General features: G+C 67.5%; 18 protein-coding genes and 1 riboswitch. Of the genes, 6 read left to right on the forward strand and 12 right to left on the reverse strand.

Going from position 1 to position 18915, the window contains the following annotated elements:
- Positions 1 to 3 precede the first annotated feature (3 nt).
- The 3 genes from OG921_RS01935 to OG921_RS01945 form a co-directional block, all read right to left on the reverse strand.
- The gene (locus tag OG921_RS01935; protein ID WP_266110644.1) at positions 4 to 1266 is read right to left on the reverse strand and encodes a nucleotide disphospho-sugar-binding domain-containing protein; all 1263 of its coding nucleotides are present in this window, start codon (positions 1264 to 1266) and stop codon (positions 4 to 6) included.
- Positions 1263 to 1853: a TetR/AcrR family transcriptional regulator gene (locus tag OG921_RS01940; RefSeq protein WP_266110645.1), complete on the reverse strand. Its 591-nt coding sequence runs from the start codon at positions 1851 to 1853 to the stop codon at positions 1263 to 1265. The genes OG921_RS01935 and OG921_RS01940 overlap by 4 nt, the downstream gene beginning before the upstream one ends.
- A 102-nt stretch (positions 1854 to 1955) precedes the next feature.
- The gene (locus tag OG921_RS01945) at positions 1956 to 2648 is read right to left on the reverse strand and encodes an NUDIX hydrolase (RefSeq protein WP_266110646.1); all 693 of its coding nucleotides are present in this window, start codon (positions 2646 to 2648) and stop codon (positions 1956 to 1958) included.
- Positions 2649 to 2801: 153 nt separating this feature from the next.
- On the opposite strand from OG921_RS01945, the gene OG921_RS01950 reads away from it, so the two are divergent.
- Genes OG921_RS01950 through OG921_RS01960 form a run of 3 tightly spaced genes read left to right on the forward strand, consistent with a single transcriptional unit; the run spans position 2802 to position 7448 of the window.
- Complete coding sequence (locus tag OG921_RS01950) at positions 2802 to 4154, forward strand: hypothetical protein (RefSeq protein WP_266110647.1); 1353 nt, start codon at positions 2802 to 2804, stop codon at positions 4152 to 4154.
- Positions 4151 to 5161: a transporter substrate-binding domain-containing protein gene (locus OG921_RS01955; protein ID WP_266110648.1), complete on the forward strand. Its 1011-nt coding sequence runs from the start codon at positions 4151 to 4153 to the stop codon at positions 5159 to 5161. The genes OG921_RS01950 and OG921_RS01955 overlap by 4 nt, the downstream gene beginning before the upstream one ends.
- Before the next feature lie 10 nt (positions 5162 to 5171).
- Positions 5172 to 7448 carry a serine/threonine-protein kinase gene (locus tag OG921_RS01960; protein ID WP_266110649.1) on the forward strand — a complete coding sequence of 759 codons (2277 nt, stop codon included), beginning with the start codon at positions 5172 to 5174 and terminating at the stop codon, positions 7446 to 7448.
- A gap of 20 nt (positions 7449 to 7468) precedes the next feature.
- Here the strand turns inward: OG921_RS01960 and OG921_RS01965 are convergent, their stop codons facing one another.
- The 4 genes from OG921_RS01965 to fgd form a co-directional block, all read right to left on the reverse strand.
- Positions 7469 to 8668, reverse strand: coding sequence for an acetate kinase (locus tag OG921_RS01965; protein WP_266110650.1), 1200 nt, complete (start codon positions 8666 to 8668; stop codon positions 7469 to 7471).
- Entirely contained in the window at positions 8665 to 10779 is a 2115-nt protein-coding gene (gene pta / locus OG921_RS01970) for a phosphate acetyltransferase (protein WP_266110651.1), read from the reverse strand. The genes OG921_RS01965 and pta overlap by 4 nt, the downstream gene beginning before the upstream one ends.
- Positions 10780 to 10896: 117 nt before the next feature.
- Positions 10897 to 11502: a hypothetical protein gene (locus OG921_RS01975; protein WP_266110652.1), complete on the reverse strand. Its 606-nt coding sequence runs from the start codon at positions 11500 to 11502 to the stop codon at positions 10897 to 10899.
- A 151-nt stretch (positions 11503 to 11653) separates the two neighbouring features.
- Entirely contained in the window at positions 11654 to 12664 is a 1011-nt protein-coding gene (gene fgd / locus OG921_RS01980; protein ID WP_266110653.1) for a glucose-6-phosphate dehydrogenase (coenzyme-F420), read from the reverse strand.
- Between the two features lie 198 nt (positions 12665 to 12862).
- Between fgd and OG921_RS01985 the strand changes: the two genes are divergently transcribed.
- Positions 12863 to 13363 carry a C40 family peptidase gene (locus OG921_RS01985; protein ID WP_266110654.1) on the forward strand — a complete coding sequence of 167 codons (501 nt, stop codon included), beginning with the start codon at positions 12863 to 12865 and terminating at the stop codon, positions 13361 to 13363.
- Positions 13364 to 13434: 71 nt separating this feature from the next.
- A complete protein-coding gene (locus OG921_RS01990; protein WP_266111030.1) occupies positions 13435 to 14190 on the forward strand; it encodes an HAD-IIA family hydrolase in 756 nt (251 codons plus the stop codon).
- Between the two features lie 26 nt (positions 14191 to 14216).
- Here the strand turns inward: OG921_RS01990 and OG921_RS01995 are convergent, their stop codons facing one another.
- From OG921_RS01995 to OG921_RS02015, 5 genes are all read right to left on the reverse strand, one after another.
- Positions 14217 to 14648, reverse strand: coding sequence for a type II toxin-antitoxin system VapC family toxin (locus OG921_RS01995; RefSeq protein ID WP_266110655.1), 432 nt, complete (start codon positions 14646 to 14648; stop codon positions 14217 to 14219).
- On the reverse strand, positions 14635 to 14916 hold the full coding sequence (locus OG921_RS02000) for a type II toxin-antitoxin system VapB family antitoxin (RefSeq protein WP_266110656.1): 282 nt from the start codon (positions 14914 to 14916) through the stop codon (positions 14635 to 14637). Before OG921_RS02000 ends, OG921_RS01995 begins: the two co-directional genes overlap by 14 nt.
- A 51-nt stretch (positions 14917 to 14967) precedes the next feature.
- Positions 14968 to 16188 (reverse strand): O-succinylhomoserine sulfhydrylase, encoded by a 1221-nt coding sequence (locus OG921_RS02005; protein WP_266110657.1) that lies wholly within the window; start codon positions 16186 to 16188, stop codon positions 14968 to 14970.
- Positions 16185 to 16598, reverse strand: coding sequence for a rhodanese-like domain-containing protein (locus OG921_RS02010; RefSeq protein WP_266110658.1), 414 nt, complete (start codon positions 16596 to 16598; stop codon positions 16185 to 16187). The genes OG921_RS02005 and OG921_RS02010 overlap by 4 nt, the downstream gene beginning before the upstream one ends.
- A gap of 53 nt (positions 16599 to 16651) precedes the next feature.
- Positions 16652 to 16764: riboswitch (SAM riboswitch) on the reverse strand.
- A gap of 50 nt (positions 16765 to 16814) precedes the next feature.
- Positions 16815 to 17309, reverse strand: a complete 495-nt coding sequence (locus OG921_RS02015) for a hypothetical protein (protein ID WP_266110659.1) — start codon at positions 17307 to 17309, stop codon at positions 16815 to 16817.
- A gap of 182 nt (positions 17310 to 17491) precedes the next feature.
- Here OG921_RS02015 and OG921_RS02020 point away from each other — a divergent pair, with 182 nt between their 5' ends.
- Positions 17492 to 18871 carry an FAD-dependent oxidoreductase gene (locus OG921_RS02020; RefSeq protein WP_266110660.1) on the forward strand — a complete coding sequence of 460 codons (1380 nt, stop codon included), beginning with the start codon at positions 17492 to 17494 and terminating at the stop codon, positions 18869 to 18871.
- Positions 18872 to 18915 lie beyond the last annotated feature (44 nt).

Below are 18915 nucleotides of genomic sequence, written 5' to 3' on the forward strand. Positions count from 1 at the left end.
CGCCTAGCAGACAGCTTTTCCGATGTCCTCGAGTTCGCCGAGGAGCGCCTCCCCCGCCGCGTCGCGCCGGATGCTCGCACCGAGGCTGCGCGCACCGGCACGGTAGCTGTCGTCGGTGACGACGTTGCGCACCGCGGCGGCGATCTTCTTCGATGATGCGTTGCGCGACAACGTGATGCCCGCGCCGCGAGTGGTCACCCGAACGGCGTTGTCGGCCTGGTCGCGGCCGTGCGGCAGGATCACCAGCGGCACATCGGCGGCCAGGGCGCGAATCACGGTGCCGTGTCCGCCGTGCGTGATCACGGCCGCGGCCTCGGCGAGAATCTGCGAATGCGGTGCCGCCGCAACGACGCTGACGTTGTCCGGTGCGGTGATCGCGTCGGGCGCGAGCGCGGGCCCGGTGGTCACGATGCCGCGGACCGGCAGCCCGGCGAACGCGTCGACGATGCGCTGCAGGCACGCGGCCTGATCCTGGAAGGTCGAGGACAATGCGACGAGCACGAGCGGATCGTCGCCCACCGGTGCCGCCCACGGCTCGGACTGCGCCCACGCCGGGTCGTCGAGTACCGGGCCGACGTAGCGAACGTTGCCGGCGCACTCGGTGGTGAAGTCGAACTCCGGCGAGGTGAGCACAAGGTGCCGACGGGCGTGGCGAATCTGGTCGAAGAACGTGTCGACGGGCTCGAGCCCGAGCGATTCGCGCAGCGCGTTGATCCCGGGCAGGCCCTTGGCCCAGAGCCGGCCGGACACGCCCGCGACGGCGCGGTCGCGCAACCGGCCGACCGGCCCGCGCGCGGGACCGAGCCCGAAGCCCATCGGCGGTTGGCCTTGCGCGGGTAGCAGGTAGATGTTGGGGAACAAGACATCGAACGGCACCCGCGCGGCCTCGGCGGCAGCCATCGCGCCCATCGCGAACATCGAGCACACCACGAGATCGGGCTCGACGTCGGCGATCGCAGCCGCGGTGTCCGCGGCGTAGGCGGGGGCGGGGCCCACGAACTGCCGGTCCAGCACCCGCGCGAACAGCTGCAGCGGATTGCTGCAATCCCAGTCCCGATACGGGTCGTCCTCGGGCAGGCGGCTCGCCCGATTGGTCGCCTGCACCCAGGGGCGGAAGACCGCGCCGGTCGGCTCGACGTCCGCGCGCATCGAGTCCTCCGCGAGGACGACGACGCGGTGCCCGCGGTCGTGCAGCAGGCGCGCGACGGCGAGTTCGGGCGGTACGGTGCCGCCGCCGTCGACCAGGGCGAAGAGGTAGGTGTTCATCGGTCGGTTCCCTTCAGGATGCCGACCACCAGGTCGACGATGGATTTCTCGGTTTCCGAACGGGTGAGCTTCAGATCGCGGCGCAGCAGTTTCCAGGTGTAGACGTCGGTCGCCGCATGCAGCGCGACGACGGCCCGGCTCCGGTCGCCCTCGGTGTCGGGCAGGTCGGGGCCGAATACTTCGGCGATCCAGCGTTGATGCCCGGCGCGCGCCCCGTCGAGCACTTCCGCGAGTTCGGGGATCCGGTCCGCGGATGCGGCCCAGCGAAAGTTCGCGTCACCCATGTGCTCGTAGTCGCCGACGAGCGCGTGCACCGCCCCCGCCACATCGCCCGGTTCGGCGCGGCGTGCCGCCGCGGTTTCCGTACTGAGCAACTCGGCGACCGCGAGCACCACGCCGAGCTTGGAGTCGAGATGGTTGAGCACCGTCTGATGCGAAACGCCGGAGGCACTCGCGATGGTGGCGAGTGTGACGTCCTCGTAGGCACTTTCGAGGAAGAGATCGTGCGCCGCGGCGATGATGCGCTCCCGGGTGGCGACCTTGCCGTCGGCCCGGGCGGTCTGGGTGTAGCTACGTGTCGTTTTCATTTGACCGCTACTCAAACACGAATTTGAGTGACGGTCAAGCGAAATTTGGACACGATTCGGCGCGGGACGTGGAAATGGTGATTGCGGGGAGCCGCGAACGGCTCAGCTCGCGAAGACCTCGTCGACGGAAAGGGTGAACACGTCACCGACCAACCCGCCCGGACTCGACCCGGTCGTGATGACCGCGGTGATCTGCGTCGGCGCGTCCGCCAGCTCTGCGAGAGCTGTCTCGAGCGACGGCAGCCAGGCGAAGCCGGCACCGGGCAGCGCAATGGTCCGCGGCAGCGCAGCACCGAGCACCGCCACATCGGCAATACCGTCGAGCACGAGCCGCGCGCAGCTGGTTCGCAGCGTCGGCCACGCCAGCGCGAAGCCCGGATGCAGCGGCAGCGCGACGACATCGTCCTCGGGCACCCAGCGCAGCTCCGCGCTTTCCATGTTGCGGCTCGTCGCCAGCGGCTCGGTGGTATCCGCGACGACGGTGGTGTAGGTCCAACCGCCCGCCGCCCTGGCCGTGACCCGCTCGGCGCGGACCCGGATCATCGCGGGATCGATTCCCGCTTCCTCCCAGGCCTCGCGCACGGCGGCGTGCTCGTTCGTCTCGTGGCTGTCGCGCGCCCCACCGGGCAGCGCCCAGGTACCGCCCTGATGACTCCAGGCCGCCCGGTGTTGCAGCAGCACCCCCGGCCGCCCGTCATCGAGCGGGGCACGCAGCAGCAGACCCGCTGCCCCGTGCCGACCCCAGTTCCGGGTGCCGTCCGGACTGAACCACCAACCGTCGCCGTCTCCGCGCATAGGCGTCGATCCACCTGTTCGTCGTAATGCTGTTCGCCCTGGCGACACTATTCGCCTGCAGCGAACTGTATTCGCTGTGCGCGTGTACGAGAATGGTTAGTGTCTGTTCGGATTCGGCTCGCCGACGGCGGGCCCCGGGTGTCGGAGGTGCTCGTGGCTGCCCCAGCGGAGGCACGTCCGATCGGGCCGACCCTGGAGAACCTCACCCCACGAGCGGCTGCGGCGCTGGTCCGCCAGCATATCGATCCGGCCGATACCAGGGACTTTCTTCGCTCGTCGCCGGCCAAGCTCGCCGCGGTCGGCATCATCGCGATGATCTTGTGCATCCTCGCGGGTACGGTCACCGCGCTCAGCGCAGGCGAACGGCGCGGCGGACTCGAGACGCTACTCACCGAAACCGAGCCGTTCGCTGCCTCGGCGCAGCAGCTATACATCGAGCTGTCGGTGGCCGACGCGGCGGCGAGTACCGGATTCATTTCCGGCGGCCTCGAGCCACCCGAGGTGCGCAGCGCGTATCTCCAGGCGGTCGGTGCGGCGGCGACCGAAACCACCGGCGGCGCGGCGGGCGACGAGGCACCTGGCAGCCCGACCCGTATGGAGCTGGCCGCGATCGCCGCCCGGCTGCCGAGCTACGCGGGCGTGGTCGAAACCGCGCGGGCCGACAACCGCCTCGGATTGCCCGTCGGTGCCGCATACCTCACCGAAGCGTCCAACCTGATGCAGTCCGAGATGCTGCCGATGGCCGATCAGCTCTACCAGCAGCGCGCCGACCAGGTCGCCGACACGCTGCAGCGCTACGACCACCCGCCGTGGGGCGCGATCATCCTGCTCGCACTCGCGATGGCGGCGCTGGCCTTCGCCCAGATCTACCTGCTGCGGAACTGGCGGCGGGTATTCAACCCCGGCCTGGTGCTCGCGTCCTTCGCAGTGCTCATCATGGTCCTGTGGGTAGGTGCAGGCACATCGATCGCGGCGGCCGACACCCACCGGGCGCTCGAGGAGGGCGCCACGCCGACCGACATGCTGACGCAGGCGCGCATCCTCGCCCAGCAGGCCCGGTCGGCCGAGACGCTCAAGCTGTCACGCCGCGACACCGGCGGCCAGTACGACCAGTCGTTCGACACGGCAATCGGGGAACTGCGCAACGTGCTCGCGGCATATCCGGAGGATGCGACCGGCGACGACTCCGTCGGCGACGCCGAGGAACACACCGACGGCTGGGTGGCGGCGCACGAGCGGACCAACGACGCCATCGCCCGTGCCGACTACACGACGGCGGTGAACATCACCATCGGCCCCGGCCCCGACGACGCCACGGCCCACTTCACCGCGGTCGACGAGGACCTCGAACGCGGTATCGCCGACAGCCGCGACGACCTGCGCACCAAGGTCGCCAACGGTGCCAGAGCGCTGGAGGGGGTCGTCCCCGGAGCGCTGTTGCTGACCCCGATCGCAGTACTGAGCATCGCGATCGGGATGGTCCCCCGCCTCCGGGAGTATCGATGACGCCCAGCCGGCCGACCGGCCGCCGGATACTCACCGGCGGCGCGCTCGCCATGCTGCTCCTGTTATCCGGCTGCGCCGAGTTCGAGGCCCCGCCGGCGCCGAACTCCGCACCGACGACGTTCGCGCCGCCGCTGCCCGCCCGCGCCACCGAGATCGAGGCGGGCGCACCAGCGAGCGCGACGGCGCAACCCGATTGCGGCGATCCGACGGCGAGCTTGCGTCCCGACCCGGACCCGGCACTGCGGGTCGGTCCGACGATCGACGCGATTCGCGCGCGCGGCCGACTGGTCGTCGGACTCGACACCGGCAGCAACCTGTTCAGTTTCCGCGACCCGCAGACCGGGACGATCCAGGGTTTCGATGTCGACATCGCGCGCGAGATCGCCCGCGATCTGCTCGGCGACCCAAACCTCATCGAATACCGGACTCTCGGCTCGGCCGACCGCGAAGAAGCACTGATGAACCACACCGTGGACATCGTCGCCAAAACCATGACCATCACCTGTGCACGGCGCCAGCACATCGACTTCTCCACCGTCTACTACAAGGCCGCTCAGCGAGTCCTTGCCATCGCCGACGGCGGTACCGGCACTCCGAGCATCGACGGCATCGGCGATCTCGCCGACCGGCGGGTCTGCGTGGTGAACGGCACCACCTCGATGCAGCACATCCAGCAGTACCAACCCGCCGCCGCACTGCTGACCGTGCCGAACTGGGCCGACTGCATGGTCGCGCTGCAGCAGCGGCAGGTCGACGCGATCAGTAGCGACGACTCGATTCTGGCCGGACTCGCCGTGCAGGATCCCTATACCCGGGTGGTCGGTGATCCCATCAGTGCCGAGCCCTATGGCATCGGAATCGCCCAGAATCAAACGGATCTGGTGCGCTTCGTGAACGCGACACTGGATCGCATCCGCACCGACGGCACCTGGAATGCCCTCTACGACCGATGGCTGACGGTGCTGGGTCCCGCGCCCGGTCCACCCGCGCCGCGCTATCTGGATTGAGGGGCGGGCCATGTCGCAGCACTCCGAACGATCGGTGCCGTCGGAAAGCTCGGTGCCGTCGGTGCCGTCGGAACGGGACACGACGGAGGTCGGCACGAAACGTGCCGACCCGACGCAGCTTCCGACGTTCCTGGACCCCGAGCCGCCGGTGCGCGGGTCGGGTCGCACCGCGCGGACCACTCGCCATACGACCCGGCGACTCGGTGGCGGTCTGGTACCCATCCCCGAGGTGGAGCCGGTCGATCCGAAGGACGCGGTGCTCGCCAATCCCGAGGTGGAGGAGGAGCGCCGGTACTGCTGGAAATGCAACAAGCCGGTCGGCCGGGCGGGCGATGGAACGTCCGCCGCCCCGGTCGGCACGTGCCCGAACTGCGGTGCCCCCTTCGACTTCCGGCCGCTGCTGCAGCCCGGCGATATGGTCGCGGGCCAGTACGAGGTGCAGGGCTGCCTGGCGCACGGTGGGCTCGGCTGGATCTACCTGGCGATCGACCGCAATGTCAGCGATCGCTGGGTGGTGTTGAAGGGTTTGCTGCACTTCGGTGACGACGACGCGCAGGCGGTGGCTGTCGCCGAACGCCAGTTCCTCGCCCAGGTCACCCATCCCAGCATCGTGAAGATTCACAACTTCGTCGAGCACCAAGGCCCTGACGACGCGAGCCACGGCTACATCGTCATGGAATATGTCGGTGGTCGATCGCTCAAGGAAGTGCTGAAGACGCACGAACGGCCGGAGCGAATCCCGGTCGCCGAGGCGATCGCCTACCTGATCGAAATCCTGCCCGCGCTGGAGTACCTGCACTCGATCGGCCTGGTCTACAACGACCTCAAGCCGGACAACATCATGCTGACCGAGGACCAGCTCGAACTCATCGACCTCGGCGCGGTCGCCCCGTTCGAGGCGTTCGGAAACCTGTACGGCACACCGGGTTACCAGGCCCCCGAGATCGTGCAGACCGGTCCGACCATCGCCTCGGACATCTTCACGGCCGGCCGCACGCTCGCCGTACTGACCCTCGACATGCCCAAACGCAAGGGGCGCTTCCAACCCGGCATCCCGACGCCCGAGCAGGCGCCCGTGCTCGCGCGGTACCCGTCCTTTCATCGGCTGTTGCTGCGCGCAACCAACACCGACCCACAACAGCGGTTCGACTCCGCGGCAGTCCTGCGTCAGCAGCTCACGGCGGTCCTGCGCGAGATTCTGGCGCAGGACACCGGTGATGAACGTCCGTGGCTGTCGAGCGTATTCCGCCCGGCCCGTTCGAGTTTCGGGACCGACGAGGCCATCTGGCAGACCGATGCGTTCGCCGACGGGCTGCCGCGCGACGACAAGTTGCGGGCCGCGACCGTCGCGCACTCGCTGCCGCTGCCACTGCTCGATCCAGGCGACGCCTGCAGCCCTATGATCGCGGCGACGATCCGCGATGACCCGCAGCTGAGCGTCGAGTCGCTGCGCAGGGTGCACAACGAGGTGCACGAGGGCAAGATCAGCGCACCACCCAATTTCGACTTCGAGGTGACGCTGGCCCAGGTGGAGGCGCTGCTCGATCTCGGCGAGACCCAGCTCGCATCGGGTCTGCTCGACGAGCTCGACAACGGTGTGTGGCGAATCGACTGGTATCGCGGACTGATCGCGTTGCTGGAGGAGCGGCTGACGGACGCGTTCGGCCGGTTCGATGCCGTGCTCGATGCACTGCCCGGCGAGATCGCGCCCAAGCTTGCCCTGGGGGCGACCTCGGATCTCGTTCTGCAGCACGATATTTCATCGGACCATGAACACTGGCGCAGTGAAGCCGAACAGTACTACCGAGCCGTCTGGCAAACCGATCACGGTGTGGTCAGCGCGGCATTCGGGCTGGCCCGCCAGCTTGCCGCGCGCGGCGACGTGCCGGCGGCGGTGGCGGTGCTCGACGAGGTGCCCGCCACCTCACGCAATTACACCATCGCCCGAATGACCAGTGTGCTGGTAATTCTCACCGGTCGGCCGGTGACAGATCTCGGCGAGGAAGACCTGCGCAACGCAGCCGCCCGGGTGCGAATGCTGCCCCCGACCGAAGGCCGGGCGGTGCAGTTCCAGACCGTTGTGCTCGGGACCGCACTGATGTGGGTGCGCGCCGGACACACGCCGAAATCCGAGGCTCCGCTGCTGAACTGCCCGTTCACGCCGCGCGGATTGAGCTACGGCACCGAGTCCGGCTTGCGCACCATGGCCCGTGGCGCACCCGCCCGCAGCCACCGCTACGCGCTCGTCGACCTCGCGAATCAGGTCCGGCCGGTGAGCTGGCTGTAGGGCCGCTCCCGTTCGGAACCTCAGCCGGGTCGCACCAGCCGCAGTGCCGCCCGCGCGATCGCCAGCTCCTCGTTGGTCGGTACCACGAGAACCTGCACCGGGCTGCCGTCCGGTGAAATGACCCTGGGCACCTTGCTTCTCGTGTTGTTTCGCTGCTCGTCGACCGCTATCCCGAATCCTTCGAGCCCGGCGAGCGCCGCTGCCCGCACCGCCGGGTCGTTCTCGCCGACTCCCGCCGTGAAGGTGATCGCGTGCACGTTGCCGAGGGTCACCAGGTAGGCACCGATATAGCGGCGCAGCCGATGGATGTAGACATCGAACGCCAGTTTCGCGGCGGCGTCTCCACGTTCGACCAGCGTGCCGAGTTCGCGAAAATCGTTCACCCCGGAGAGTCCCTTGATCCCGGAGTTGCGGTTGAGCAGATCGTCCACGGCGTCACTGTCCATGCCCGCACTGCGCTGGAGGAACCCGAAGATCGCCGGGTCGATATCCCCGGACCTGGTGCCCATCACCAACCCCTCGAGCGGAGTCAATCCCATCGTCGTGTCGACCGCCTGCCCACCGCGGATCGCCGACGCAGAGGCGCCGTTGCCCAGATGCAGCACGATCTGGTTGAGCCCGGCAGGATCGCGGCCGAGTACCTCGGCGACCCGGCCGGAGACGTACTCGTGCGAGGTCCCGTGAAACCCGTATCGCCGAATACCGTGCTCCCGAGCAAGCTTCGCATCGATCGCGTATGTTCGCGCCGCCGCGGGCAGCTCGTGGAAGAACGCCGTATCGAACACCGCGACCTGCGGGACGGTCGGCAGCAGCGCCCGCGCGCTCTCGATTCCGGCGGCGTTGGCGGGCATGTGCAGTGGCGCGAGCGTGCACAGCCGATGGATCGAGGCGAGCACGTCGTCGTCGATGAGCGTGGGTGCACTGAATTCCTCACCACCGTGCACGACCCGGTGGCCGACCGCGCCCACCCCGGCGGCGGCGAGGTCCTGTCCGGCCTCGGCAAACATGTCGAACACGAGTCGCAGTCCTGCGGTGTGGTTTTCGATCCGACGGAGGTGCTCGACAGTCTGCTCACCACTGGTGTGGCTGAGCCTGCCGTCGTGCTCGCCGATCCGCTCCACGAGCCCACCGGCGAGCGCATGGCCGCCGACCGGATCCACGAGCTGGTACTTGATCGAAGACGAGCCCGAGTTTATGACGAGGACCAACGTCGCGCTCATTGCGCCACCTCGCCGAGCGCTTGTGCATCGCTCAGGGCCTGTGCCTGAATTGCCGTGATGGCCACCGTGTTCACGATGTCGGTGACCAGCGCGCCGCGGGACAGATCGTTGACCGGCTTGCGCAAACCCTGCAGGACCGGGCCGACGGCGATCGCGCCTGCGCTGCGCTGCACCGCCTTGTAGGTGTTGTTGCCGGTGTTCAGGTCCGGAAATACGAACACGGTCGCCTGTCCGGCGACCCGTGAGCCCGGCAGCTTGGCGCTGGCGACCGTCGGTTCGATCGCGGCGTCATACTGGATCGGGCCCTCGACGAGCAGGTCCGGTCGACGATCGTGCACGAATCCCGTGGCAGCGCGGACCTTGTCGACGTCGGCACCGGTGCCGGATTCGCCCGTCGAGTAGGACAGCATCGCGATACGCGGCTCGATGCCGAACTGCTGGGCGGTCGCTGCGGACGAGATTGCGATATCGGCCAGCTGATCCGCGGTCGGGTCCGGGACGACGGCGCAATCGCCATAGACGAGTACGCGGTCGGCGAGACACATCAGGAACACACTCGATACCGTCGACACCCCCGGCTGGGTTTTGATGATCTCGAACGACGGCCGAATGGTGTGCGCGGTGGTGTGCGCCGCGCCGGACACCATGCCGTCGGCAAGCCCGAGGTGGACCATCATCGTGCCGAAATAGGATATATCCGTGACGAATTCGCGGGCACGCTCCTCGGAGATGCCCTTGTGCGCACGCAGCCGCGCATACTCTGCGGCGAATTCGTCGATGTGCTCGGACTCCGTCGGGTCGAGCACGCGGGACTCGCCCAGGTCGACTCCCAGTTCCGCAGCGCGCCCGCGCACCGCGGCCTCATTGCCGAGCAGGGTGAGGTCGGCGACGCTGCGGCGCAGCACCCGTCCCGCTGCACGCAGCACCCGGTCGTCGGTGCCCTCCGGTAGCACGATGTGCTTGCGGTCCTGCCTGGCCCGGTCGATCAGCTGGAACTCGAACAGCTGCGGGGTCACCACGCTCGGGATGGGAACGGCGATGTGGCGCAATAGTTCCGCCGAATCAATGTGCTGCTCGACGAGGTTGAGGGCAGTGTCGACCTTGCGCTGCGATCCGGCGGCGACCCGACCGCGGGTCATCGCCGCGGCCCGCGCGGTCTGATAGGTGTTCAACGTGGTGGTCAGGATCGGCAGCCGTGGTTTGATGCCCTCGACCAGTCGTGCCACCGACTTGTGCGGCAACAACCCGCCGTTCATGATGATGCCCGCGAGCGACGGAAAGCCCTCCGCCTCATGGGCATTCACGAGAGCGAGAAGGACGTCGGAGCGGTCTGCCGGCGCGATCACGGCCAGCCCGTCGGTGAGCCGTTCCAGGATGTGCTCGCTGGTCATGCCGCCGACCATCACGTCGAGCACCTCGCGCTGCAGGAGTTCCGGGTCTCCGCTGTAGAGTTCGCCGCCGATCGCGTCGCGTAACTCTGCGACGGTCGGCGCGGTCAGCAGCGGCACCTCGGGCAGCGCCCAGGACGGCACGCCGAGTTCGGCCAGCGCGCTCCCCACCTCGTCGACCGCATCGGGGTCGCAGCGGTTTGCCACGACGGCCATGAGGTGGGCGTTCTCGCCGTCGAGCTCGGCGCGGCACAACCGCACCACGTGTGCGATCTCCTCGGGGGTACGGTCCAGGCCGCGCACCGTGAGCAGTACGGGCGCACCGAGGTTCACCGCGATGCGCGCGTTGAAGTTCAGCTCGCTCGGGCTCGCGACGTCGGTGTAGTCGCTGCCGACGATCACCACGGCGTCGCACTCCTGCGCGACCGCGTGATAGCGCTCTACGATTTCGGCCAGCGCCGATTCCGGGTCGTCGTGCACCTGCTCGTAGCGCACGCCGATCGCCTCGTCGTAACCCACGTCCGCGGTGGTGTGCGCGAGCAGCAGTTCGAGGACGTAGTCCGACTCGTTGGCCGAACGCGCGATCGGCCGGAACACGCCGACCCGAGCGGCGTGCGCGCACAACATGTGCAGGACGCCGACGGCCACCGTCGACTTGCCGGTATCACCTTCGGGGGCAGCGATGTAGACGCTCGACGTGTGATGCGCGGTCGGGGCGGCCATGAGGCTCAGCCTAGCCATGTGCCCCGATCGCTTCCGAATGAACGGAACCGTTCAGTCGACCTGATCGACTGAACGGTACGTTCATGCGGTCGGTTGTGGCCGCCGCGGGGCCGGAACCTACGCGGAGACCAGCTTCGGGTCGTGCAGGTCGTAGAACTTCACATCACCCATCAGGCGCTGTTCCTCCTCGAACAGCGACCGCAGATCGTCCGGGATCTCCAATTTCTCGTGTTCGCGAGCCTCCGACTCCGAGGTGAAGTAGGCGACCTCCACGTAGGAATCACCGCCACCATCGGTACACAACATGCCGCCGATTATCTCCGGGCGCAGTTCGTGCACCCGTTCGCCAGTCTCGCGAAGAAGCTCACGCATCCGACCGGCGTCGGTGGTGTGGCCTTCCATGATTTGCACGAAACCCGCGTCGTCGGAACCGCCGCCGAGCCATTCGGTTACGTCCGGGCAATCCATGAACGACACCGGGCCGTCGAAACACCGTTCCGTCTCGGCCCACCACGCGCCTTGTTCCGGACGCTCGCTGTTGCGCCGCGCCGCTTCCGCCGATTCGAACCGGGCGAGCGCGACGAACATGCCGTCGTCACAGATACCGGACGTGGTGCCGAGATAGCCGGTCGCACCTGGCCGAAGTTCTTCGCCCCAGCGATCCAGACAGCGCTGCAGCCCGTCCGGATCGGAGACCTTCCCGTGAATGAGTTGGACAAACATCGATGCCTCCTTGCGGGGATCGCCCGCAGTGAGCACAACCGGTGGCCGACCCTGCGCGGGTCTCCGTCATTCGACGGCCCAACGCTGCGGCCACTCCGCAGTTATCGTCCGCCTACGGTTCGAGCGGCGCAAGGCCGCCGGGCCGGAGCCGCTAGCCGAACGAGCGCAACCGCGGCGCGAGGTCGCGCTCGAACAGGTCGAGGAAGCGACGCTGGTCGTGCCCGGGCGCATGGAACACCAAGTGGTTGAGGCCCGCCTCGATGTAGGGCTGAATCCGGGTGACCACGTCGTCCGGGTCGGACCCGACGATCCAGCGCTTGGCGACCTGCTCGATCGGCAGTTCGTCGGCGGCCTTCTCCATCTCGATCGGGTCCTCGATGCTGTGCTTCTGCTCCGGCGTCAGCGACAACGGCGCCCAGAAGCGGGTGTTCTCCAGCGCGAGTCCGGGATCGGTGTCGTAGGAGATCTTGATCTCGATCATCTTGTCGATGTCGTCGGCGTTGCGTTCGGCCTTCTGTGCGCCTTCGGCGACCGCCGGCATCAACTTGTCGTTGTAGAGCTCCATGCCCTTGCCCGAGGTGCAGATGAAACCGTCGCCCGCGCGTCCGGCGTAGCGCGCGACCACCGGGCCGCCGGCCGCCACGTAGACCGGGATTCCGCCCTCGGGCACGTCGTAGATCGAGGCGCCCTTGGTCGTGTAGTACTCGCCCTCGAAATCGACGCGATCGCCCTTCCAGAGTTCCCGCATGAGCGCGACGGACTCCCGCAGCCGAGCGAAGCGCTCCTTGAACTCCGGCCATTCGCCCGCGTATCCGGTGGCGATCTCGTTGAGGGCCTCGCCGGTGCCGACGCCGAGCATCACGCGGCCCGGGTACAGGCAGCCCATCGTCGCGAACGCCTGCGCGATCACCGCGGGGTTGTAGCGGAACGTCGGGGTGAGCACCGAGGTGCCGAGCATGATCCGCTCCGTCCGCTCACCGACGGCTGTCATCCAGGCCAGTGAGAAGGGGGCATGCCCGCCCTTGTGCCGCCATGGCTGGAAGTGATCGCTCACGGTGGCGCTGTCGAGACCGTGATCCTCCGCCGCGACCGCGAGTTCGACGAGTTCGCGCGGGCCGAACTGTTCCGCCGAGGCCTTGTATCCGAGCTTGAGTTCCGGCACGCCCACTCCTTAGATCACGACTCCGTTTCGCAACGATCCCTTCCGACACTAGTTCGAGCGACGAACCGCCCGGCAAAGGGGTGAATTCATCGCCACAATTTCCCGTCATTTCACATCGGACACATGCTTCACAGTTGTAATCTTTCTGCGACCTCCCGGTCGTGCGCACACTCAACCGCTTAGCGAAGGGCGGTCGTCATGTCCGGTCCCCGATTGCGCAGAATATTCACCACCGTCGCGGTCCTCACCGCGACGGTCATTCTCCCTGCCGCACCCGCACTCGCACAGTCGACCGGTTCGGGTAGCTCGGGTAGCTCGTCGGGTAGCGGCCCGCTCGCGGCCCCGATCCCGAGCCCGGCCGGCCTCGCAGCCCTCGCGGCCGCAACCACTCAGACCGGCAAGCCCTATCTGTGGGGTGGCACCGGCCCGAATGCATGGGATTGCTCCGGTCTGGTGCAGTGGGCATTCAGGCAAGCCGGCGTGAACCTGCCGCGCACCACTTGGGAACAGGCCGAGGTCGGCCTGGAGGTGCCGCTGTGGGCGCTGATGCCGGGTGACGTCATCATCCTGAACCGAGATGCCTCGCACGTCGGGATCTACACCGGCTTCGGACAGGTGTTCAACGCCTACGGTCGCGGCGTTCCGGTCGGGCTGACCCCGCTGTCGGAGTTCGAGATCTACTCGATCCGCCGGTTCTGAGCCGCGCGGCGTCGCACAATGAGGCGGTGACTGCTGCTGCGCCGACCCCGGAGATCTCCTACCTCACCGACATGGACGGCGTGCTCGTGGCCGAGGATCGGCTGGTGCCGGGCGCTGACGAGTTCCTCGCCGAATTGATCGCGAACGACATCAAGTTTCTTGTGCTGACGAATAATTCGATCCGGACACCACGTGACCTGCAGGCGCGGCTGAGCCATACCGGCCTCGACATCCCCGAATCCGCGATCTGGACCTCGGCGCTGGCGACAGCGACATTCCTGGATAGTCAGCGACCGCGCGGCACCGCCTACGTCGTCGGCGAATCCGGTCTCACGACCGCGCTGCACGACATCGGCTACGTGCTGACCGAGAGCAACCCCGACTACGTGGTGCTCGGCGAGACGCGGACCTACTCGTTCGAGGCGATCACCACGGCGATCCGACTCGTCGAGCGCGGCTCCCGGTTCATCGCCACCAATCCGGACGCCACCGGTCCGTCGGCCGAAGGAGTGCTGCCGGCGACCGGCGCCGTCGCCGCGCTGATCACCCGCGCGACCGGACGCGAGCCGTACTACGTCGGCAAACCGAACCCGCTGATGATGCGCTCGGCGCTGCGGGCGATCGGCGCGCACTCCGAGAACACCGTGATGATCGGTGATCGGATGGATACCGACATCATCTCCGGCCTCGAAGCCGGCCTGAACACAATGCTTGTGCTGACCGGTATTTCGACGATTTCGTCGGTCGAGATGTTTCCCTACCGCCCGACTAAGGTGCTCGATTCGGTGGCGGATCTGCTCGGGCGCACGCGCAACCCGTTCGACTGAGTACCGCGCCCTTGGCGTCCGAGTGCCTAGTCCGCCAGCGGATCGCACCAGCGCAGGCCCGGGAATCGCGCGAATCCCCGGTCGGTGGTGACGAACTCGCTGCCGGACTCGATCGCCAGCGCCGCGTGATAGGCATCGGCCACATCGTTGCCGCGCGCGTCCACCGTCCGGCACAGCTCGGCGAACACCGCAAAATGACGCGGACCCGGGCGTACCACAACGCAATTCGGCCTAGTGAGCAGCAGGTCGGCGAATTCGAGGGCCATTGCCGGCGGGGTCGGTGTCCGAAAGATGCGCGAGTTGGTGACAATCCGCACGAAGCCGCTCACTACGAGTTCGCTCAGCGCGAATGCGGCCGGCCCGTTGACCAGATCGGTTAACCAGGAACGGTATTCCCCATGCCGAGGGGACTCCGTCCGGAACGCGTAGACGAGAACGTTGACGTCAGGGAGCAGCATCGGAAAGTCTGGATCGAATCTCGGCGTCTTCCTCCTCGTAGCCGACATCGCGAAGCGCGGCCGGATCCGCGAGGTCGATGCCCGCGTGCACGCCGCTGCCCCCGAAGGTTGGCAACACGACGTCGACTCGGGCCTGCTGCTCGTCCACCGACGCAAGAACCCGTCGCAGCCCCTCTTCGATCAAACTCGTCAGAGTCCGGCCGTCGGCGGCGGCGCGCTGTTTGGCGCCGCGGAGCAAAGCGTCATCGAGATCGAGCGTGGTCCGCATGCAGATGATCATACGATCGTATGCAGATTTCTGCACATGTGCGCCGCACGGTCAGGACAGCGCCCCGTCGAGGTCGCCCAGCAGGTCCTCGAGGTCCTCGAGCCCTACCGAAATACGCACGGTCCCATCGGTGATGCCGATCGCCGCCCGGCCCTCCGGGCCCATCGCACGATGGGTCGTGGTCGCCGGGTGGGTGATCAACGACTTCGCGTCACCGAGGTTGTTCGAGATGTCGACTATCCGCAGGGCATCGAGCACCTCGAAGGCACGCTTTTTGCCCTGGTCCTCGGGGGCATCGAGTTCGAAGGTCACCACGGTGCCGCCGCCGCTCATCTGCCGGCGTGCCAGGTCGTACTGCGGATGCGACTCGAGGAAGGGGTACTTCACCCACTTCACTGCGGAATTGCCTTCGAGGAACTTGGCGATCTCGAACGCCGACGACGTCGACTGGCGCACCCGCAGCGGCATCGTCTCCAGCCCCTTGAGCAGGGTCCAGGCGTTGAACGGGCTGAGCGCAGGCCCGGTGTGCCGCATCAGGTTCTTCACCGGTTCGTCGATGTAGTCCTTCGGACCGAGGATCGCGCCGCCGAGCACGCGGCCCTGACCGTCGATGTGCTTGGTGCCGGAGTACACCACGACGTCGGCACCGAGGTCGAAGCTACGCTGCAACAAAGGTGTGGCAAAGACGTTGTCCAACACCACCTTTGCTCCGGCGGCGTGCGAGAGTTCGACGACCCGCGGCACGTCGACGAGGGTCTGCATCGGGTTGGACGGCGTCTCGAAGAAGACCGCCTGCGTCGGCTTGCTGAGCGCCTGCTCCCACTGGTCGAGATCTTCACCGTCGACGAAGACGGTCTCCACGCCCCAGCGCGGCAGGATTTCGTTGCACACCACGAAGCACGAGCCGAACAGGCTGCGAGCCGCGACGAGCCGGTCGCCTGCGCCGAGCAGGGCACCGAGTGCGGTGAATACCGCACTCATTCCGCTCGCGGTCGCGAAACAGGCCTCGGCGCCGTCGAGCAGCCGCATCCGCTCCTCGAACATCGCCACCGTGGGATTGCCGTAGCGCGAGTACACGAAGTGCTCGACGTCGCCGGTGAACGCCGCCTCCGCCGCGGCCGCGCTTTCGTAGACGAAACCGGAGGTGAGATAGAGCGCCTCGGAGGTCTCCTCGAAACCGGAGCGTTGCACACCGCCGCGCACGCCGAGCGTCGCGGGACCGACGTTGTCCGGCAGCCGCTTCTGGAAGGCGCCGCCGGTGGGGCCGCTCATGACTGCCGCCACGGCAAACCGAGTGCCCGCCAGCCGACTACGCCGCGATGACCGTTGTCGTCGAGCGCGCCCTCGAAGCCGTCGAGCACGTTGTAGGACGGGCCGATACCCGCCTCGGTCGCGGCCTTTGCGGCACCGACCGAGCGCTGACCCGAGCGGCAGAGGAACACAACGGGCCGTTCGCCGGTGATACCGGCCTCGCGGAGCTGGTCCACGAAGTTGTCGTTGCGCGCGCCCGTCGGATGGCTCACCCACTCGATGAGTACGGTCGGCCGGCCGATCGCGGAGGTATCGGGCACACCCACATACTTCCACTCGGCGTCCGTGCGGACATCCACCAGAACCGCGTCCGCATTCTCGGCAAGCAGGTCCCACGCCTGCTGCGGCGAAATATCGCCTGCATAGCTCACGTTCGATCGCCTCTCACATGCCAGGGACTCGCCGGCACTGCGATTTGCCATGGAGTCCGCGCTTGCCCCGCCACCTTCGGCACGGCCCGGTCGTCACCCGGAGCACCCCACCGCGGAGGAGGGTTGCCGATCAGCCAGCCGGGGCTTGTCGCTGATGCTCTTGACCTGACCTGGTATTTACCTGGCGCGGGCCGCAGTTGTCAATTCGATCGGCACTCAATCACACACCCGCCAGTGGTCGTTGGCACGGGTGAACACCCAGGCTGAGGTCGTTTCGGCGCCGTCGGTCTCGACCGTGACGTCGGCGGTTCCGTGGTCGCCGTCGACCTTCACATTCTCGACCCGGACCACAGTCGCCGAACCGGACAACGGTGCGCGGTCCATGCTGAATTCGGCACAGCTGGCCGCGTCGATCCGGTCCTGCTTGCCTCCGGCCACTGCGGCGGCGAAATCCCGCGCGGAGGTGTTGATCAGATCCGTCTCGGTCACGTTGTCCGCGGCCGGCGACACCAACTGCGCGACGACGATGCCGATGACGATCACGGCAATCGCGCCGACCGCCGCCAGAAACGGGACGATCGTGCGCGGATCCTGATCGGAGTTCGCACCGCCGCGAGCGGCGCCGGAGTCATCGCCGCGAGCGGCGCCGGATTCACCGCCGCGAGCGGCGCCGGTGCCGCCATCCACCGGTTCGGTCTGCTCGTCGCTCATGACGCAGATCATTCCCTGCACCGGGCCAGCGGTTCGACGCGACCCGATAGACTCGGGTTTTCGAGACATGGCCCGCGGCGCAGGAATTCTCCGCCGCAGCACGGCAAGACAGGCCGGAGGTTAGGCAATGCTAGCCTAAATTACCTGCCACTACCCACCATCGAGTTAGGTCCGAAAAACTGATGACTGATCAGACCCGCCCGCTCCGCGTTGCCATCGTCGGCGCAGGTCCCGCAGGTATCTACGCCGCGGACGCCCTGATGAAGTCCGACGTGACGATCAGCATCGATCTATTCGAACGGATGCCGGCACCCTTCGGCCTGATCCGTTACGGCGTGGCGCCGGACCATCCCCGAATCAAGGGCATCGTCAACGCGCTGCACAAGGTGCTCGACAAGCCCGAGGTGCGGCTGCTCGGCAATATCGACTACGGCACCGACATCACGCTCGAGGACATGCGCCGCTTCTACGACGCGGTGATCTTCTCCACCGGCGCGAACGCCGACCGCGCGCTCGAGATCCCCGGCATCGAACTCGACGGCAGCTTCGGCGCCGCGGACTTCGTGTCCTGGTACGACGGCCACCCGGACGTGCCGCGCAGCTGGCCTTTGGAGGCGGAGAAGGTGGCGGTGCTCGGCGTGGGCAATGTCGCACTCGACGTCGCGCGCGTACTCGCCAAGACCGGCGACGAGCTGCTGGCGACCGAGATCCCACCGAACGTCTACTCCGGGCTCAAAGAGAACAAGGCCGTCGAGGTGCACGTTTTCGGCCGCCGCGGTCCGGCGCAGGCCAAATTCACCCCGCTCGAGCTGCGCGAACTCGACCACTCGCCGACGATCGAGGTCATCGTCGATCCCGAAGACATCGACTACGACGAGGCGTCCGAGGCGGCTCGCCGGCACTCGAAGCAGGTCGACATGGTGGCCAACACGCTGCAGGACTGGGCCATCCGCGACGTGGGCCACCGCCCGCACAAGCTCTTCCTGCACTTCTTCGAATCACCCACCGAGATCTTCGGCGAGGACGGCAAGGTCACCGGCCTGCGCACCGAGCGCACCGAGCTCGACGGCACCGGCAACGTCCGCGGCACCGGCAAGTTCAACGAATGGGATGTGCAAGCGGTCTACCGCGCGGTCGGCTACCTGTCGCAGAACATCCCCAGCCTGCCGTTCGACGAGCAGGCCGGCACCGTGCCGAACGAAGCCGGTCGTGTGCTGCTCGACGAGAACGCCGAAGGACCGGGTCGATTCATGAACGCGACCTATGTGACCGGCTGGATCAAGCGCGGTCCGATCGGCTTGATCGGACACACCAAGGGCGACGCGAACGAGACGATCGCTTGCCTGCTCGACGACCGCGAGTCGTTCGCCGGCGCGTCCGAGCCGGACACGCAGTCGGTCGTCGACTTCCTCGAGGCCAACAAGGTTCCCTACACGACGTGGGACGGCTGGTACCGGCTCGACGCGCACGAGCGCTCCCTCGGCGAGCCCGAGGGGCGCGAGCGGGTCAAGGTCGTCGAGCGCGACGAGATGTTCCGCGCGAGCGAGCCACACAAGGCATAAGCCGGGCAATCGCGGGACCGCCCGGCTCCGATGCACCCGAGCCG

Origin of the sequence: Aldersonia sp. NBC_00410, assembly GCF_026342035.1 — a bacterium.
Taxonomy (GTDB): Bacteria; Actinomycetota; Actinomycetes; order Mycobacteriales; family Mycobacteriaceae; genus Aldersonia.

Excerpts from the sequence above, each read along its gene's own strand:
- OG921_RS01935 (WP_266110644.1), bottom strand. The coding sequence starts at position 1,266 with ATGAACACCTACCTCTTCGCCCTGGTCGACGGCGGCGGCACCGTACCG.
- OG921_RS01940 (WP_266110645.1), bottom strand. The coding sequence starts at position 1,853 with ATGAAAACGACACGTAGCTACACCCAGACCGCCCGGGCCGACGGCAAG.
- OG921_RS01945 (WP_266110646.1), bottom strand. The coding sequence starts at position 2,648 with ATGCGCGGAGACGGCGACGGTTGGTGGTTCAGTCCGGACGGCACCCGG.
- OG921_RS01955 (WP_266110648.1), top strand. The coding sequence starts at position 4,151 with ATGACGCCCAGCCGGCCGACCGGCCGCCGGATACTCACCGGCGGCGCG.
- OG921_RS01960 (WP_266110649.1), top strand. The coding sequence starts at position 5,172 with ATGTCGCAGCACTCCGAACGATCGGTGCCGTCGGAAAGCTCGGTGCCG.
- OG921_RS01965 (WP_266110650.1), bottom strand. The coding sequence starts at position 8,668 with ATGAGCGCGACGTTGGTCCTCGTCATAAACTCGGGCTCGTCTTCGATC.
- pta (WP_266110651.1), bottom strand. The coding sequence starts at position 10,779 with ATGGCCGCCCCGACCGCGCATCACACGTCGAGCGTCTACATCGCTGCC.
- OG921_RS01975 (WP_266110652.1), bottom strand. The coding sequence starts at position 11,502 with ATGTTTGTCCAACTCATTCACGGGAAGGTCTCCGATCCGGACGGGCTG.
- OG921_RS01985 (WP_266110654.1), top strand. The coding sequence starts at position 12,863 with ATGTCCGGTCCCCGATTGCGCAGAATATTCACCACCGTCGCGGTCCTC.
- OG921_RS01990 (WP_266111030.1), top strand. The coding sequence starts at position 13,435 with ATGGACGGCGTGCTCGTGGCCGAGGATCGGCTGGTGCCGGGCGCTGAC.
- OG921_RS01995 (WP_266110655.1), bottom strand. The coding sequence starts at position 14,648 with ATGCTGCTCCCTGACGTCAACGTTCTCGTCTACGCGTTCCGGACGGAG.
- OG921_RS02000 (WP_266110656.1), bottom strand. The coding sequence starts at position 14,916 with ATGCGGACCACGCTCGATCTCGATGACGCTTTGCTCCGCGGCGCCAAA.
- OG921_RS02005 (WP_266110657.1), bottom strand. The coding sequence starts at position 16,188 with ATGAGCGGCCCCACCGGCGGCGCCTTCCAGAAGCGGCTGCCGGACAAC.
- OG921_RS02015 (WP_266110659.1), bottom strand. The coding sequence starts at position 17,309 with ATGAGCGACGAGCAGACCGAACCGGTGGATGGCGGCACCGGCGCCGCT.
- OG921_RS02020 (WP_266110660.1), top strand. The coding sequence starts at position 17,492 with ATGACTGATCAGACCCGCCCGCTCCGCGTTGCCATCGTCGGCGCAGGT.